The sequence below is a fragment of the Sphingopyxis sp. H073 genome (assembly GCF_001468395.1).
In the GTDB taxonomy this organism is placed as follows: Bacteria; Pseudomonadota; Alphaproteobacteria; order Sphingomonadales; family Sphingomonadaceae; genus Sphingopyxis.
The window spans coordinates 41841-57076 of the sequence record NZ_LNSG01000007.1; the positions used below are offsets into that span (position 1 = coordinate 41841).

At 65.9% G+C, this 15236-nt stretch carries 14 protein-coding genes; 8 read left to right on the top strand and 6 right to left on the bottom strand.

Going from position 1 to position 15236, the window contains the following annotated elements; genetic code table 11:
• Nucleotides 1-918, bottom strand: a complete 918-nt coding sequence (locus ATE64_RS14255; protein WP_058457248.1) for an SDR family NAD(P)-dependent oxidoreductase — start codon at nucleotides 916-918, stop codon at nucleotides 1-3.
• 106 nt (nucleotides 919-1024) lie between these two features.
• On the opposite strand from ATE64_RS14255, the gene ATE64_RS14260 reads away from it, so the two are divergent.
• Together ATE64_RS14260 and ATE64_RS14265 are read left to right on the top strand one after the other, a co-directional pair.
• Nucleotides 1025-1765 (top strand): helix-turn-helix domain-containing protein, encoded by a 741-nt coding sequence (locus ATE64_RS14260; protein WP_058457249.1) that lies wholly within the window; start codon nucleotides 1025-1027, stop codon nucleotides 1763-1765.
• A gap of 76 nt (nucleotides 1766-1841) precedes the next feature.
• A complete protein-coding gene (locus tag ATE64_RS14265; RefSeq protein ID WP_058457250.1) occupies nucleotides 1842-3074 on the top strand; it encodes an FAD-dependent oxidoreductase in 1233 nt (410 codons plus the stop codon).
• Here the strand turns inward: ATE64_RS14265 and ATE64_RS14270 are convergent.
• Nucleotides 3071-3703, bottom strand: coding sequence for a DUF4126 domain-containing protein (locus tag ATE64_RS14270; protein ID WP_058457251.1), 633 nt, complete (start codon nucleotides 3701-3703; stop codon nucleotides 3071-3073). The genes ATE64_RS14265 and ATE64_RS14270 overlap by 4 nt on opposite strands.
• A gap of 121 nt (nucleotides 3704-3824) precedes the next feature.
• Here ATE64_RS14270 and ATE64_RS14275 point away from each other — a divergent pair, with 121 nt between their 5' ends.
• A complete protein-coding gene (locus tag ATE64_RS14275; protein WP_058457252.1) occupies nucleotides 3825-4616 on the top strand; it encodes an NUDIX domain-containing protein in 792 nt (263 codons plus the stop codon).
• 175 nt (nucleotides 4617-4791) lie between these two features.
• Complete coding sequence (locus tag ATE64_RS14280) at nucleotides 4792-5019, top strand: hypothetical protein (RefSeq protein WP_058457253.1); 228 nt, start codon at nucleotides 4792-4794, stop codon at nucleotides 5017-5019.
• A gap of 148 nt (nucleotides 5020-5167) precedes the next feature.
• On the opposite strand, the gene ATE64_RS14285 is transcribed toward ATE64_RS14280, so the two are convergent.
• Complete coding sequence (locus tag ATE64_RS14285) at nucleotides 5168-6025, bottom strand: carbon-nitrogen hydrolase family protein (RefSeq protein ID WP_058457254.1); 858 nt, start codon at nucleotides 6023-6025, stop codon at nucleotides 5168-5170.
• Between the two features lie 86 nt (nucleotides 6026-6111).
• Between ATE64_RS14285 and ATE64_RS14290 the strand changes: the two genes are divergently transcribed.
• Nucleotides 6112-9054: a M16 family metallopeptidase gene (locus ATE64_RS14290; protein ID WP_058457255.1), complete on the top strand. Its 2943-nt coding sequence runs from the start codon at nucleotides 6112-6114 to the stop codon at nucleotides 9052-9054.
• A gap of 2 nt (nucleotides 9055-9056) precedes the next feature.
• Here ATE64_RS14290 and ATE64_RS14295 read toward each other — a convergent pair whose 3' ends face one another.
• Both ATE64_RS14295 and ATE64_RS14300 read right to left on the bottom strand, forming a co-directional pair.
• A complete protein-coding gene (locus ATE64_RS14295) occupies nucleotides 9057-10826 on the bottom strand; it encodes a cation:proton antiporter (protein WP_058457256.1) in 1770 nt (589 codons plus the stop codon).
• A 64-nt stretch (nucleotides 10827-10890) separates the two neighbouring features.
• Complete coding sequence (locus ATE64_RS14300; RefSeq protein ID WP_058457257.1) at nucleotides 10891-12105, bottom strand: NADP-dependent isocitrate dehydrogenase; 1215 nt, start codon at nucleotides 12103-12105, stop codon at nucleotides 10891-10893.
• Between the two features lie 162 nt (nucleotides 12106-12267).
• Between ATE64_RS14300 and ATE64_RS14305 the strand changes: the two genes are divergently transcribed.
• Together ATE64_RS14305 and ATE64_RS14310 are read left to right on the top strand one after the other, a co-directional pair.
• Nucleotides 12268-13002: a phosphatidylserine decarboxylase gene (locus ATE64_RS14305; RefSeq protein WP_058457258.1), complete on the top strand. Its 735-nt coding sequence runs from the start codon at nucleotides 12268-12270 to the stop codon at nucleotides 13000-13002.
• A 1-nt stretch (nucleotide 13003) separates the two neighbouring features.
• Nucleotides 13004-13777 carry a phosphatidylcholine/phosphatidylserine synthase gene (locus ATE64_RS14310; protein WP_231729150.1) on the top strand — a complete coding sequence of 258 codons (774 nt, stop codon included), beginning with the start codon at nucleotides 13004-13006 and terminating at the stop codon, nucleotides 13775-13777.
• On the opposite strand, the gene ATE64_RS14315 is transcribed toward ATE64_RS14310, so the two are convergent.
• The gene (locus ATE64_RS14315) at nucleotides 13761-14009 is read right to left on the bottom strand and encodes a hypothetical protein (RefSeq protein ID WP_058457259.1); all 249 of its coding nucleotides are present in this window, start codon (nucleotides 14007-14009) and stop codon (nucleotides 13761-13763) included. The genes ATE64_RS14310 and ATE64_RS14315 overlap by 17 nt on opposite strands.
• A 308-nt stretch (nucleotides 14010-14317) precedes the next feature.
• Here ATE64_RS14315 and rpsB point away from each other — a divergent pair, with 308 nt between their 5' ends.
• Complete coding sequence (gene rpsB, locus ATE64_RS14320; RefSeq protein ID WP_058457260.1) at nucleotides 14318-15166, top strand: 30S ribosomal protein S2; 849 nt, start codon at nucleotides 14318-14320, stop codon at nucleotides 15164-15166.
• Nucleotides 15167-15236: the final 70 nt, after the last annotated feature.

Genomic DNA, 15236 nt, shown 5'->3' on the forward strand with positions numbered 1-15236 from the left:
TCAGATCGGGTCGTAGGGGAAGACATGCGCCGAAACCTCGTCGGCGCGTGCAAAGGAGGGGCGGAAGGCCGGGATCAGCTCGTTGGCAATCGCTTCGGCGGTCCAGCCTTCGAGCTTCGCCATCGATCGCACGGGACGCGGTTTCGAAAAGAGCGTGATCTCGTTCTTGCGCACGCTGAATATCTGGTTCGTCACATCTTTCGACAGGTCCGATGCGAGGTAGGCGACGAGCGGAGCGATCTTGTCGGCCGACATTTCCTGGATGCGCTTGACGCGCTCCTGCTCGGCGGGGGTCGTCGCGGGGATCGAGGCGGTCATGCGGCTCCACGCGAAGGGGGCGATGCAGTTGGAGCGCACGCCGGCGCGCGCCATGTCGAGCGCGATCGATTGCGACAGCGCGACGACGCCGAGCTTGGCGGCAGAATAGTTCGCCTGCCCGATGTTGCCAATGAGGCCGCTGGTCGAGGTGAAATGGATGAAGCTGCCCGACTGCTGTTCGCGGAAATAGGGCGTCGCGGCCTTCGAGACGTTGAAGACGCCGGTGAGGTTCACCTCGATAACGCTCTTCCAGTCCTCATAGCTCATCTTGTGCCAGATGGTGTCGCGGAGGATCCCGGCATTGTTCACGACGGCGTCGATGCGGCCGAATCTAGCTACCGCGTCCTCGATGATGCCCGCGGCTTCCCTGGGGTCGGCGACATTGCCGAAATTGGCGGCGGCCCTGCCGCCTGCAGCGATGATGTCGTTCGCGGTCGTCTCGGCCGGAGCCGCGTCGCCGCCGTCCCCGGTCTGCGCGACACCCGGATCGTTGACGATGACCGCCGCGCCTTGCGCCGCGCAGTGGAGCGCGAGTTCGCGGCCGATACCGCGCCCGGCGCCTGTTATCGCAACGACCTTTCCGTCGAGGCATCCGCTCATCGCCGCTCTCCCGTTCGATTCGTGTTGGTAGCGCGATATGCCGCCCTTCGCATCATTTCAACATTGAGAATTGATTTTTCATCACGTTGAAAATATTTCAGCGAAGATGACCGGCCCCGTACGCTCTGTTTCGCAAGCCTTCGCGATCCTCCGCCTGCTCGGCGAGGCCGGAGCGCTGACACTGTCCGATATCGGCCGGAGCGTCAGCCTGAGCCCGTCGAGCTGCCTCAATCTCTTGAAAACGCTCGTCGCGGAGGGTGCGATCGAGCGGGAGACGGCGGGCAAACGCTATCGCCTGACCGCGCCGTGGCAGGCCGCCGAGGCGCTACGCGACAGCGCGGGCACGCGGCTTGTCGACCGGGCGCTGCCGCGCATGGCGGCGTTCGCGCAAGCAACCGAAGCCGCGGTCGGCCTCTGGAAGATCGTGTCGCGCGACCGGATGCAGCTCGCGGTGCGTGCCGAGAGCGATGCGGGGATGCGACTCAGCCTCGCCGACGACCAGCGCCAGCCGCTCGGCAGCGGCGCGGCGGGACGAGCGATCGCGGCGGTGCAGGGCGTGGGCGAAGGCGAGCTGGCGCGCCGCTATGCGCCGGTCCGCTGGCAGGCCGACCTGCCGTTCGAAACCTATGTGCGGCAGGTCCACGAAGCGGCGGCGCGCGGCTATGCGATCGATCAGGGCTATACGCATCGCGGGGTGTGGACCGTGGCGGCGGGGACGACGGGCATAGCGCCCGGCTTTTGCCTGTCGGCGTCGGTCGTTGCGGGGTCGCAAAGCGATACCGAAATCGCGGCGCTAGGGGCAAAGCTGATCCTGCTGCGCGACGAGCTGATCCTGCAAGCCGCATAGCCATTGTTTCTTGTACGGCTCTGCCGTGCATGTCAGGGACGCGCGTAAATTGGGCGCATGCCGTAGCGGAGGGATTATGAAATTCGACGTGGTGATCGTGGGGGCCGGACACGGCGGCGCGCAGGTGGCGGTGATGCTGCGCACGCAGAAGTTCGAGGGCAGCATCGCGATCATCGGCGACGAACCCGAGCTGCCCTATGAGCGCCCGCCGCTGTCCAAGGAATATTTCGCGGGCGAGAAGGAATTCGAACGCATCCAGCTTCGCCCCGCCAAATATTGGGACGAACGCGAAGTGACGATGCTGCTCGGCAAGCGTGTCGTTTCGGTCGATCCGTCGGCGCACACGGTGACGACGGACGGTGGCGAGACGATCGGTTATGGCAAGCTTGTCTGGGCGACCGGCGGCAGCCCGCGGATGTTGCCGATCCCCGGCGGCGACCTGCCGGGCGTGCAGGGGGTGCGGACCAAGGCCGATGCCGATGCGATGAAGGCGGCGTCGGAAACAGCAGAGCAGATCGTGGTGATCGGCGGCGGCTATATCGGGCTCGAGGCGGCCGCTGTGCTGACCAAGGCGGGTAAGAAGGTCGTGCTTCTGGAAGCGCTCGACCGCGTCCTCGCGCGTGTCGCGGGTGCCGAGCTCTCACGCTTCTACGAGAAGGAACACCGCGACCATGGCGTCGACCTGCGGCTCGGCGTCTGCGTCGATGCGATCGAGGGCGATACGCATGTCACGGGAGTCCGGCTCGCCGACGGCGAGGTCATCCCCGCCGACCTGGTTATCGTCGGTATCGGCATCGTACCCGCGGTCGGACCGTTAATCGCGGCGGGCGCCGAGGGCGCGAGCGGTAGCGGGGGCGTGCTCGTCGACCGGCTCTGCAAGACGAGCCTGCCCGACATCTATGCGATCGGCGACTGCGCGGCGCATGTGAACGATTTTGCCGAAGGCGCGACGATCCGGCTGGAATCGGTCCAGAATGCCAATGACCAGGCGAATGTCGTCGCGAAGGGCATCGTTGGCGACGAGGCGCCCTATCATGCGATCCCGTGGTTCTGGTCGAACCAGTATGACCTCAAACTCCAGACCGCAGGCCTGTCGACCGGGCACGATCGGGCCGTGCTGCGCGGCGATCCCGCGACGCGCAGCTTCTCGATCGTCTATTTGAAGGCCGGCAAGGTCATCGCCCTCGACTGCGTCAATGCGACCAAGGACTATGTCCAGGGCCGGATGATCGTCACCGCCGGTCTTCACGCCACTCCTGAGCAGCTCGCCGACAGCGAAAAGCCGCTCAAGGAATTGCTGCCCTCCTAAAGCGGGGGCAGGGCGGACTCTGCCGGCTCGTCGCCGAGCGCGCGTTTGAGCGTCGCCTTGATCTTGCGGAGCAGGCGGCGCAGCACGATGATCACGATCACCGCAGCGACCAGCAGCAGGATCGCGATCACGATCGCGAGCGGCGGATAGGCGATTGCGAGCGCGAGGAGGCCGGTCGTCGCGACATCCTCCCCGGTCGAGACTGCGGCATTGCTGAAGGGTTCGGGACTGACGTTGACCACCGCGCGCGTCGTCGCCTTGGCGCCGTGGCTGAGCAGCGCGCCGCCGCCGCCGAGCAGGAAGGCGACGACCTGCCAGGCCGGGTCCGAGCTGTCGACGAGCGCCAGCGCGAGCAGCGCACCGCCCAGCGGGCGGACGATGCTGTGGATCGTGTCCCACGCGGTGTCGACCCACGCGACCTTGTCGGCGAGGAATTCGGCGAGTGTCCCGACGCCCGCGATGCCGAGCACCCACGGGTTCGCGAGGATCTGCAGCGCCTTCAGATGCTCGGGCAGCGGCAGCCAGCCGAAGTGCATGGCGATCCCGGTCGCGAAAATGGTGAGGTAGAGGCGCCAGCCCGCGAGCAGGCTCAGGCTACCGGCGACACCCAAAATCTCCAATATTCCCATGGCCCTGCTCCCACATCGGCCGGTGCGGATGCGCCGCATCTTGCACGCGGGGAGGGCTCCTCGCAATGGCCTGTCGGTGTCACCAGATGACAAGGCGGCCCGGCACGTTTATCGATTCGGCATGACCGGAATCGCTTCATCATTCGCTCCCGCGCTCCCCGAAGGCGCCATTCCCGCCGCCACGCTCGTGATCATGCGCCCGTCGGCGGGCGGCGGACCCGACGAAATCCTGATGGTCAAGCGATCGAGCAACATGGCCTTTGCGGCGGGTGCGGTGGTGTTTCCCGGCGGTCGTATCGATCCCGACGATTTCACCGTCGCGCAGCGGCACGGATTTGCCGAAGGCGATGCCGATGGCGCCGCGCGGGTCGCCGCGCTCCGCGAAACACTGGAGGAAACGGGGCTTGCGGTCGGCTGGCCGTCGCTTTCCGAGCACGATTCATCGGATGTTCGGAGGGCTCTGCTGGGCGGCGAACTGCTCTCGGACATCCTCGCCGCACGGAACGATCGGGTCGCGCTCGACGCGTTGGTGCCGTTTACGCGCTGGTGCCCCAATTTCAAGGAAGCGCGAACCTTCGACACGCGCTTTTATGCGGTTTCCGCGCCGCCACACGGCCATGAGCTGACGGTGGAAGAGGCCGAGCACAGCCACATCTTCTGGGCCAGCGCGAAAGGCACGCTGGCGATGGCCGATGCAGGCGAGATTTCGATCATTTTCCCGACCCGCAGGAACCTCGAACGCCTGTCACAAGCCAATGATTTTGAAGAGTTTTCGTTGCATGCCGGGCAGTTCCCGGTCGAGCTGGTAACGCCCTGGATCGAGGAGCGTGACGGCCGCCCCTATCTGTGCATTCCCGACCATCTGGGATACCCCGTGACGAGGGAGGCTTTCGACCGCGTCAGGCGGGGGTAATTTGCCACCAATTTGGTGTTTTTTTACTGATTTAGCAAATTCCTAACATTTGTTGGGCACTGGCAAAACGTCGTTGCAATCGCTGGCGACAATGCATAGAAGAACGATGCTGAATCAGGGTGGCTAGGTCCGCTGTGATTCGAGAATACTAGTTTTCCAGTGGACGGAGAATAAGATGAACCTGCTCAAGAAGGCTGCGATCTCCCTCGCAGCAACGTCGATGATCGCGGCACCGGTTGCTGCTTCGGCTGCCCCGGCGGCTCGTGCGACCACCGATCTCGGTGGCGAAAGCGAACTCGAAGGCAGCACCAGCTGGATCATCGCGATCGTTGCTCTGGCTGCTATCGTTGGTGGCATCATCATCGCGTCGGACAACAACGACGACGCGCCGACCAGCCCGTAATAAGGCTGTTTCGACAGTTACCGAAGGGCTCCGGACCATGGTCCGGGGCCCTTTGTGTTTTGGGCGGTATAAATTCCGGTTCAGTGCGGGCCGCAATCGGAGGTTCGCTTCTTGTGGCTGGCAGACCCGGCGCCTGTCTTGCCTTTGCCTATAGCGTAATCGAGCGAACCATCCGCGACCGCGCGAGCGGGATTGCCTGACGGGCTTTCGTGACCGCCTCTGCGTCGATTTCGACCGCAATCAGGTCGAAGCCCTGGTCGCCAGCGCCGCTTTTCGCCGCTGCCTCCCCCAGAACGACGCCCCAAGGATCGACCGCCAGGCTGTGGCCATAGGTCGCGCGGCCGTCGGCATGGACGCCGCATTGCGCCGCGGCGATGACGTGACAGCCGGTCTCGATCGCACGCGCGCGAACGAGCGTATGCCAATGCGCCTCGCCGGTGGGCACCGTGAAGGCGGCGGGAATGGCGATCACCTCCGCCCCGCCATCGACGAGCGCGCGATAGAGTTCGGGGAAGCGCAAATCATAGCAGATGCTGAGGCCCAAACGGCCGATGGGCGTGTCGACGAGCGCGATCGCTTCGCCGCCGGCATAGGCGGCCGATTCAGTCCATTTCTCGCCCGTCGGCAGGTCGACGTCGAACATGTGGATCTTGTCGTAGCGCGCGCGGATGCTGCCGTCGGCACCAATCACATGGCTGCGGTTGACGCGCTTGCTGCCATCGTCGGACAGCAGCGGCATCGACCCCGAGTGCAGCCATACGCCATGGCGCTGCGCCATGTCCTGCAATGCAGCCGGCCAGGGACTGTCGGCTTCGCGGACGATCTGCGCCGCCGACCGCTGACGATCGCGGTCGAGCAGCAGCGACATTTCGGGAAGGAAGGCGATCGCAGCGCCATGTTTCGCTGCCTCGCCCAAAGCGCGGTCGATCGCCCGCAGATTGGCGTCGGGGTCGATGCCGCTCGTCATCTGCACGATCGCGGCGAGAGGGGGGAGCTTGGCGTCCATCGCGTCTGGCTAGGCCGAAGCGCGGTGGAGGACAAGCGGCACGAAGTTCAGTGGCCAGCAAGGTTCGAAGGCGATAAGGTGGATGGATGTCCTATTCTCCCCGGCTAGCCCCGCTTTCCCCGCTCGCATCGATCCTCATTTCCTGCGCCGCCGCGGCGGGCGTGCTGCTCGCTTCGGTTGCAAGCGCCCAGACCGCACCGGCGCCGGCGCCTTCGCCCGTCGCCTTGGCGAAGAACGAGAGCTGGCTCTATGCCGGCAGCGACATCCCCCGCGACACCGCGTGGCAGTTCGGGGTGCTTCCCAACGGCGTGCGCTATGCGGTGCGGAACAACGGCGTGCCGCCGGGACAGGTGTCGATCCGCGTGCGCATGGATGTCGGGTCGATGTTCGAGAGCGAGAAGGAACTGGGCTTCGCGCATTTGCTCGAGCATCTGACCTTCCGCGGATCGGAGCATATCCCCGACGGCGAGGCGAAGCGCATCTGGCAGCGGTTTGGGGTGACCTTCGGCAGCGATTCCAATGCACAGACGACGCCGACGCAGACGGTCTATCAACTCGACCTGCCGAACGTGAATGCCGCGACCTTGGACGAGAGCATGAAATTGCTCGCCGGGATGGTCCGCGAGCCGCGCATTTCGGACACTGCGGTGACTGCAGAGCGCGGCGTCGTCATGTCCGAGCTGCGCGAATCCGACGGGCCGCAAAAGCGGATCGCCGACATCACCAACGCGCATCTGTTTGCCGGACAGCTTCTGGGCAAGCGGCCGCCGATCGGGACGGTCGAATCGCTCGCGGCGGCAAGCGCGCCGGCAGTGCAGGCCTTCCATGATCGCTGGTATCGGCCCGAGCGCGCGGTCGTCGTAATCGTCGGCGACGGCGACCCCGCCGAGTTCGCGCGGCTGATTGCCCAATATTATGGTGACTGGCGCGGCGATGGGACGCCGCCGGCGCAGCCCGATTTCGGCAAGCCCGACCCCAAGGCGCCGGTTGCGAAAGTGGTGGTCGAACCAAACCAGCCGCTCGCGCTGACGCTGGCGATGATCCGCCCGTGGGTGAAGCGCGTCGATACCGTCGAGAATACGCGGCGGCTCTATCTGGAATTCATCGCGCAGGCGCTCGTCAATCGTCGCCTCGAAAATCGTGCGCGGGCGGGCGGCAGCTATCTCGTCGCGACGGTCGAGCAGCAATATCTGAGCCGGAGCGCCGATGTGACGATGGCGCAAGTCGTGCCGCTCAATGACTGGAAAGCGGCGCTCGCCGATGTGCGCGGGGTGATCGCCGATGCCGTCACGACGCCGCCGTCGCAGGCCGATATCGACCGCGAGGCGAACGAGATCGAGGCCTTCCTCGCGAAGGAACTGGAAAACGCCCGCAACGAGCCCGGATCGCGGCTGGCCGACGACATGGTGCGCGCGGTCGACATCAACGAGACGGTGACGAGCCCGCAGGGCCAGGTCGACATGTTCAAGGCGATCCGGGCCTCGGCGACACCGAAGGTGATGCTGGCGACGAGCAAGGCGATTTTCGGCGCGCCGGTGACGCGCGTCGTGCTGACGACGCCGACCCCGACGCGCGGTGGCGACGCCGCGCTCGTCGCCGCGCTCGCGGCGCCCGCGAAGATCCGCGATGACCGGGTCGCGACCGCGGCGGTCGACATGAGTCAGCTTCCCGCGATCGGCAAGCCTGGCACGCTGGTCTCGACCGGCGGCCTACCCGGCCTTCGCGCCGAGCGGCTCGAGTTCGCCAATGGCGTGACCGCGCTCGTGTCGAACAACCGCGTCGAGCCCGGCAAGGTGCGCGTCAACGTCCGCTTCGGCACCGGCAACCGCAGCGTTGCCGCCGATGCGCCGAATCTGCTGTGGACCGGCGATTATGCGCTGATGGCGAGCGGGATCGGGCCGTGGGGGCAGAACGAGCTCGACCAGCTGACCAACGGCCGTCAGATCCAGATGAACTTCTCGATCGACGACGACGCGTTCGAGATCGCGGCGGAGAGCAAGCCCGCCGACCTGGCCGACCAGATGAAGCTGATCGCCGGCAAGCTCGCCTTTCCGCGCTGGGATGCCGCGCCGGTCGACCGGCTGCGCGTCGGTTATCTCACCGGCTATGACCTCAACGACGCGACGCCCAACGCGGTGCTCGACCGCAATATGCGCGGCTGGCTGGCGAACGACGACGCGCGCTGGGCGGCGCCCGACAAGGCGCAGATCGCCGCGCTGACGCCCGCTGCCTTTCGCGCCTTCTGGGAACCGCGCCTCGCGAGCGGACCGATCGAGGTCCAGTTGTTCGGCGATCTGTCGACGGTCGATTACAAGAAGATTCTCGCCGAGACGCTCGGCGCGCTGCCCGCGCGCCCAGCGATTACTCCCCCGTCCGGGCAGACGGTCGCCTTCGCCAAGCACAATGTCACGCCGGTCGTCGCCTATCATCGTGGCGAGACCGGGCAGGCGGCGGCGATGACCGCCTGGCCGACCAGCGGCGGACGCGCGGCCCCGCGCGACGCGCAGGGGCTCGACGTGCTGGCGGCGATCTTCAACGACCGCCTGTTCGACCGGCTGCGCGCCGAGCAGGGCGCGAGCTACGGTCCCGCAGTCGACAGCCACTGGCCGACGGGGTTCGAGGGCAGCGGCGGCTATCTGCTCGTCGGCAGCCTGCTGGCGCCGAAGGATGTCGATCGTTTCTACGGCATCGCGCGCGATATCGCCGCCGACCTCGTCGCTAGGCCGGTCAGCGCCGACGAGCTGGCGCGCAACGCCGGCCCGATCCGCGAACAGATCGCGCGCGCATCGACGGGCAACGTCTATTGGATGTTCCTGCTCGAAGGCGCGACGCGCGACCCGCGCGTCGCGGCGGCGGCACTGTCGGTAGAGCAGGACATTTCGGGCATCACCCCGGCCGATATCCAGCGACTCGCGCGCGAATATCTGGTCCCCGCGCGCCAATGGTCGCTCGCGATCCTGCCCAAGGGGATGACGCTCGCCGACGCGGCGGCGCTCGACCGGGCGGCCGCGCCGACGGGCGGCCGCTAGGATCAGCTTCCCGGCGTCCGCAGCTTGCTGATGCGCGGCTCGTGATCGAGGTCGCCCTTGGTCATGATGTCATGGCGCATCTTGGCGCGCACATCGTGGATCGACGCGATCACCGGCCCCATCGCGACGCCGAGGTCGATCAGCACCGCCTCGGCGAGCTGTAGCGAGCTCTCGAGCGTTTCGGGCACAGCGTCGTTGGCGCCGGCCTTGTACAGCGCGGCGGCATGATCGGCATCGCGCGCGCGGCTGATGATCGGCAGATCGGGGTGCTTCTGCTTGAGCTGGCGCGTCATGCGGAGCTGCTGCACCGGATCGTCCATCGTCAGCACGATCGCCTGCGCGCTTTCGATCCCCAGCCTGTCGAGCGCCCCCGGGCGGGCGACATCGGCAAAACGAACGACGAAACCGTCCCGCCTTGCGGCGGCGACCGTGTCGATGTCGGCATCGACCGCGATATAGGGTCGGCCATGTTCGCGCAGCAGCTCGGCAACGGTGCGCCCGACGCGCCCGAAGCCCACGATGACCGTGCGCCCCTCGGGTGTCTCCTCGGCCTGGGCGTCGCCCGTCCGCATCTCGATCCGCCGCGCGATGTCGTGCCCGACGCGCGCGAGCAGGGGCGTGATCGTCAGGCCGATCGCGGTGACCAGCTGCCAGAATTCGGCGGTATCGCGGCTGATCAGCTGCGCCTGCAGCGCGGTCGTGAGGACGATCAGGGTGGTTTCGGACGGGCTCGCCATCAGCAGCCCGACCTCGGCCGCGGTGCCGCGCCGGACCTGCCCCGAAAAGCGCAGCAGCGCGGCAGTGACCGCGGCCTTGATCAGCACGACGCCGACCACGGCCGCGACGAGCTCCGGCCACTGGCTGGCGATTGTCTTGAGGTTGAGCCCCATGCCGACGCTGATCAGGAACACCCCGAGCGCCAGCCCCTTGAACGGCGCAGTGATCGCCTCGACCTCGTTATGATATTCGGTCTCAGCAATCATCAGCCCGGCGAGCAGCGCGCCGACGATCGGCGACAGGCCGACCGCAGCGGTTGCGAGCGCGGCGACGATCACGACGAGCAGGCTGGCGGCGAGAAACAGTTCGGGATCCTTGGCGCGCGCCGCCTGCGCGAAGATTTTCGGCAACAGGAACCAGCCGGCGATCGCAAGCGCTGCAACGACGAGCGCGCCATGCCACAATGTCGTCAGCAGCAGTTCGGCGCTGTCGCCCGATGCGGCCGGCGACAGCGCGGCGAGGATGAAGATGATCGGGACGAGCGCGAGATCCTCGAACAAAAGCATCGAAAAGGAGGCACGCCCAACCGCCGACTTGGTGCCGGCGATCGGCAGCACGAGCGCGGTTGAGGAGAGGGCGAGCGCGATGCCAAGGCCATAGGCGGCGGCAGTCGAATGTTCGCCGAACAGGAGCAAAGCGGTGCCGAGGATCGCGCCTCCGACGAACAGTTCAGCGGCGCCGATGCCGAAGACCAAGGTCCGCAATTGCCAAAGGCGGCGGAACGACAGTTCGAGCCCGATCGAGAAGAGCAGCAGGATGATCCCGAATTCGCCGAATGTCGCGATGTCCTCGACCGATCCGATGGTGACATGTTTCAGCCACGGATAGTCGGCGGCGAGGGCGCCGAGCCCCGACGGGCCGACGAGCAGGCCGACGAGGATGAAGCCGATGACCGGCGAAATCCGGAACCGCGCGAAGGCCGGAATGACGATGCCCGCGGCGCCCAATACGACCAGCGCGTTGCCGATCGCCGAGGTTTCTGTCTCCGATACCATAAGGGCCGACCTTATGCAGGCCGGCCCCGATTGGCTAGACGTCTATCTCAAGCTTTTTGCTTGTTTATGCGCCCATCTTCTTTTCGAGATTCTCGACGATCGCCTCGAAGAAGCCTTCGGTCGTCAGCCAGTTCTGGTCGGGACCGATCAGCAGGGCGAGATCCTTGGTCATCTTGCCGCTCTCGACCGTTGCGACGCAGACCTTTTCGAGGTCGTCGGCGAATTTGGTCACCTCGGGCGTGCCGTCGAGCTTGCCGCGGTGCTTGAGCCCGCCGGTCCAGGCGAAGATCGACGCGATCGGGTTGGTCGAGGTCGCCTTGCCCTGCTGGTGCATGCGATAGTGGCGCGTGACGGTGCCGTGCGCGGCTTCGGATTCCACCGTCTTGCCGTCGGGGGTCATCAGCACGCTGGTCATCAGGCCGAGCGAACCGAAACCCTGCGCGACCGTGTCCGACTGGACGTCGCCGTCGTAATTCTTGCAGGCCCAGACGAACTTGCCGCTCCACTTGAGCGCCGAGGCGACCATGTCGTCAATCAGGCGATGCTCGTAAACGATGCCGAGCGCGTCGAACTTCGCCTTGAATTCGGCCTGGAACACTTCCTCGAACAGATCCTTGAAGCGGCCGTCATAGGCCTTGAGGATCGTGTTCTTGGTCGACAGATACACCGGCCATTCGCGCGCGAGGCCATAGTTCAGGCTGGCGCGCGCAAAGTCGCGGATCGAATCGTCGAGATTGTACATGCCCATCGCGACGCCCGACGAGGGGAACTGGAACACCTCCTCGTCGATCAGCGTGCCGTCCTCGCCCTCGAACACCAGGCGCAGCTTGCCGGGACCGGGGACGCGGAAGTCGGTCGCCTTATACTGGTCGCCGAAGGCGTGACGACCGACGACGATCGGGTCGGTCCAGCCGGGGACGAGGCGCGGGACATTCTTCATGACGATCGGTTCGCGGAACACGACGCCGCCCAGGATGTTGCGGATCGTGCCGTTCGGCGACTTCCACATCTTCTTGAGGCCGAATTCCTCGACGCGGGCTTCGTCGGGGGTGATCGTCGCGCACTTCACGCCGACACCATGCTTCTTGATCGCATTCGCGGCCTCGACGGTGATCTTGTCGTCGGTGCGGTCGCGTTCCTCGATGCCGAGGTCGTAATAGTGCAGGTCGATGTCGAGATAGGGCAGGATCAGCCGTTCGCGGATCCATTGCCAGATGATCCGGGTCATTTCGTCGCCATCGAGTTCGACGACCGGGTTGGCTACCTTGATCTTGCCCATGCTTTAAGCCTTTTCCTTGGGGAGTCGGAGTTGCAGCGGGCCTTAGGCAAAGCCGCGCGATCGTGCAACTGCCCCGTCGCAGCCGGGCCGGCGGCGATCATGCGGCAATCCTGGTGTCTTATTCCGTTGTCACGGCGGAACCGGCCCCTTAGAAGACTGCCCATGTCCACAACCATTTCCTCGAACCGTCCCGGTGGCGGTATCAAGTGGCGCTGGCCGTCGGTGCATCCCGAAGGCCGCAAGTTCCTGCTGATCGCGGGTATCGTCACCCTCTGTTTCTGGCTTCTCGGCTGGGAGATCCTCGGCTGGCTGATGCTCGGCGTCACCGCCTGGGTCGGGGCGTTCTTCCGCGATCCGGTGCGCGTGACCCCGACGGGCAGCGATGTCGTGATCGCGCCCGCCGACGGGCTGGTGACGCAGATCGCCGAAGTCGCGCCGCCGCCCGAAATCGCCGGACCCGATGGTCTTGCCGATCCGCTGATGCTGCGCGTCTCGATTTTCATGAGCGTGTTCGACGTCCATATCAATCGCACCCCCGTCGCGGGCACGCTGCGCAAGCTCGTCTATATCCCGGGCAAATTCCTGAACGCCGACCTCGACAAGGCGAGCGAGGAGAATGAGCGGCAGCATTTCGTCGTCGAACGCGCCGACGGGGTGCGGATCGGCTTCACCCAGATCGCCGGGCTCGTCGCGCGGCGCATCATGCCCTTCGTGAGCATGGGGACCGAGCTTCAAGTCGGCCAGCGCGTCGGGCTTATCCGTTTCGGTAGCCGCGTCGATGTCTATCTACCGGCGGGTACGACTCCGCAAGTGCTGCTCGGCCAGCGCACGCTGGCGGGGGAAACGGTCGTCGCGCGGATCGGCAAGGCCGAAATCCTCGACGGCGTCGGGCAGTAGCGTGGCCGACGAAGCGCAGGACGGCATCGGCGCGGAAGCGCGTCGGCTCGGCGGAATCCCGCTGCGTGCTTTCGCGCCCAATGCGATCACCGCGCTCGCGCTGTGCTTCGGGCTGACCGGCGTCCGCTTCGCGATTGGCGAGGAGTGGGACAAGGCGCTCGCCGCGATCATCTTCGCCGGCGTGCTCGACGGGATGGACGGACGCATCGCGCGGCTGCTGCGCGCGCAGAGCAAATTCGGCGCCGAGCTCGATTCGCTGTCGGACGTGATCGCCTTCGGCGTCGCGCCGGCGATGATCCTGTTCCTCTGGTCGCTGCAATATGCGCCGAAGTTCGGCTGGACCGCCGCGCTCGCTATCGCCGTGTGCTGCGCGCTCAGGCTCGCTCGGTTCAACTCGCGGATGGATTCGGAGTTTCAGCCGCACAAGTCGGCAGGCTTCCTGACCGGCATTCCGGCGCCGGCCGGGGCGGGGCTCGCCTTCGTTCCCGTCTATCTGTGGCTGGTGACGGGCAGCGACCTGTTCCGCGAATGGTATGTCGTCATGCCGTGGGGGCTCGCCGTCGCGATGCTGATGATTTCGGCGATCCCGACGTACAGCTGGTCGTCGATCCGCCTGCGCCGGTCGTGGCGCTTATTCGCGCTCGCCGGCGTCGGCCTGCTCGGCGCGGCGCTGGTCACCGCGCCCTGGCATACCTTGCTCGCGGTCAGCACCGTCTATGTGGCGCTGATCCCCTTCGGGCTTGCAAGCTACGCGAAGGTCAGGCGGCGCGGCTGAACTGCGGGCGGGCGGTGACGGCGCGCGAGATGTGGTGGCGCGGTGCCGAAGGGCGCAGCTTGATGACGGTCGATGACGGGCCCGGCTGCGGCGCGGATGCATGGGGGAAGGCGCCATCGCCGGCGAGCGCCGACAGGATCGCATCGGCGTTGCTACGGAACATCGCGAGAATGACCGCAACGCCGAGACCGGCGGCAATGGCGAAGAGGAGAGCGGCAGCGACCTGAACCATCTTGTGTCCTTTCGGCTTCGTTTCCCGCGAAACCGCTTCTTGCTACGGCTTCGTTGCGCCTTTCGTTCCATGTTCTTGTTTTGTTCTCAAGCAAAATGCGATGAACGGAGTCACTTTGCCGACGATCCGATATTTCGCGCTGCGACGAACGATGGCTGAAAAGCGCCGCCGCCCCTTGCTTTTTCTGAGAATCGCGTCTAACCGCCCGCCCATTCCACATGGAAGGCGCACATAAACCGGTGCCGGGACCATCCGCTTGCGGAACCCGGTTCTTGCTTTCCAGAGGATCAACCGGAAGGAGAAATACCATGGCGGCACCTGTCGTCACGATGCAGAATCTTATCGAAGCTGGCGCCCACTTCGGCCACCAGACCCACCGTTGGAACCCGCGCATGAAGCCGTACATCTTCGGCGCGCGCAACGGCATCCACATTCTCGACCTGTCGCAGACCGTGCCGCTCTTTGCGCGCGCGCTCGACTTCATCGCCTCGACTTCGGCCGCCGGCGGCAAGGTGCTGTTCGTCGGTACCAAGCGCCAGGCGCAGGGTCCGATCGCCGATGCGGCCCGCGCGTCGGGTCAGCACTTCGTCAACCACCGCTGGCTGGGCGGCATGCTCACGAACTGGAAGACGATCTCGAACTCGATCAAGCGCCTCAAGACGCTCGAAGAGCAGCTCTCGGGCGACACCTCGGGCCTCACCAAGAAGGAAGTGCTCAACCGCACCCGCGAACGCGACAAGCTCGAAATGTCGCTTGGCGGCATCCGCGACATGGGCGGCATTCCCGACGTGATGTTCGTGATCGACGCGAACAAGGAAGAGCTGGCGATCAAGGAAGCCAATGTCCTTGGCATCCCCGTCGTCGCGATCCTCGACTCGAACGTCTCGCCCGACGGCATCGCTTTCCCGGTTCCGGCGAACGATGACGCCGCGCGCGCGATCCGCCTTTACTGCGACGCGGTTGCCCAGGCGGCGACCCGTGGCGGCCAGCAGGCCCGCGCCGATCGCGGCGAAGACCTGGGCGCGGCCGTCGAGCCCGTCGCCGAACCGGCGCTGGTCGAAGAAGCGCCGGCAGCCGAAGCCGCCGCTCCGGTGACCGAAGACGAACAGGTTCCCGCCGAAGCGGCTGCCGAAACCGAACGTCAGAGCGACGCCTAATCCGCTCTGTGGGTGACGGGACGGTGCGGCGCTCCGCGCGCGCCGTCCCGGTCATCACTTTGACTTATCC

Excerpts from the sequence above, each read along its gene's own strand:
- ATE64_RS14255 (WP_058457248.1), bottom strand. The coding sequence starts at position 918 with ATGAGCGGATGCCTCGACGGAAAGGTCGTTGCGATAACAGGCGCCGGG.
- ATE64_RS14260 (WP_058457249.1), top strand. The coding sequence starts at position 1,025 with ATGACCGGCCCCGTACGCTCTGTTTCGCAAGCCTTCGCGATCCTCCGC.
- ATE64_RS14265 (WP_058457250.1), top strand. The coding sequence starts at position 1,842 with ATGAAATTCGACGTGGTGATCGTGGGGGCCGGACACGGCGGCGCGCAG.
- ATE64_RS14270 (WP_058457251.1), bottom strand. The coding sequence starts at position 3,703 with ATGGGAATATTGGAGATTTTGGGTGTCGCCGGTAGCCTGAGCCTGCTC.
- ATE64_RS14275 (WP_058457252.1), top strand. The coding sequence starts at position 3,825 with ATGACCGGAATCGCTTCATCATTCGCTCCCGCGCTCCCCGAAGGCGCC.
- ATE64_RS14280 (WP_058457253.1), top strand. The coding sequence starts at position 4,792 with ATGAACCTGCTCAAGAAGGCTGCGATCTCCCTCGCAGCAACGTCGATG.
- ATE64_RS14285 (WP_058457254.1), bottom strand. The coding sequence starts at position 6,025 with ATGGACGCCAAGCTCCCCCCTCTCGCCGCGATCGTGCAGATGACGAGC.
- ATE64_RS14290 (WP_058457255.1), top strand. The coding sequence starts at position 6,112 with ATGTCCTATTCTCCCCGGCTAGCCCCGCTTTCCCCGCTCGCATCGATC.
- ATE64_RS14295 (WP_058457256.1), bottom strand. The coding sequence starts at position 10,826 with ATGGTATCGGAGACAGAAACCTCGGCGATCGGCAACGCGCTGGTCGTA.
- ATE64_RS14300 (WP_058457257.1), bottom strand. The coding sequence starts at position 12,105 with ATGGGCAAGATCAAGGTAGCCAACCCGGTCGTCGAACTCGATGGCGAC.
- ATE64_RS14305 (WP_058457258.1), top strand. The coding sequence starts at position 12,268 with ATGTCCACAACCATTTCCTCGAACCGTCCCGGTGGCGGTATCAAGTGG.
- ATE64_RS14315 (WP_058457259.1), bottom strand. The coding sequence starts at position 14,009 with ATGGTTCAGGTCGCTGCCGCTCTCCTCTTCGCCATTGCCGCCGGTCTC.
- rpsB (WP_058457260.1), top strand. The coding sequence starts at position 14,318 with ATGGCGGCACCTGTCGTCACGATGCAGAATCTTATCGAAGCTGGCGCC.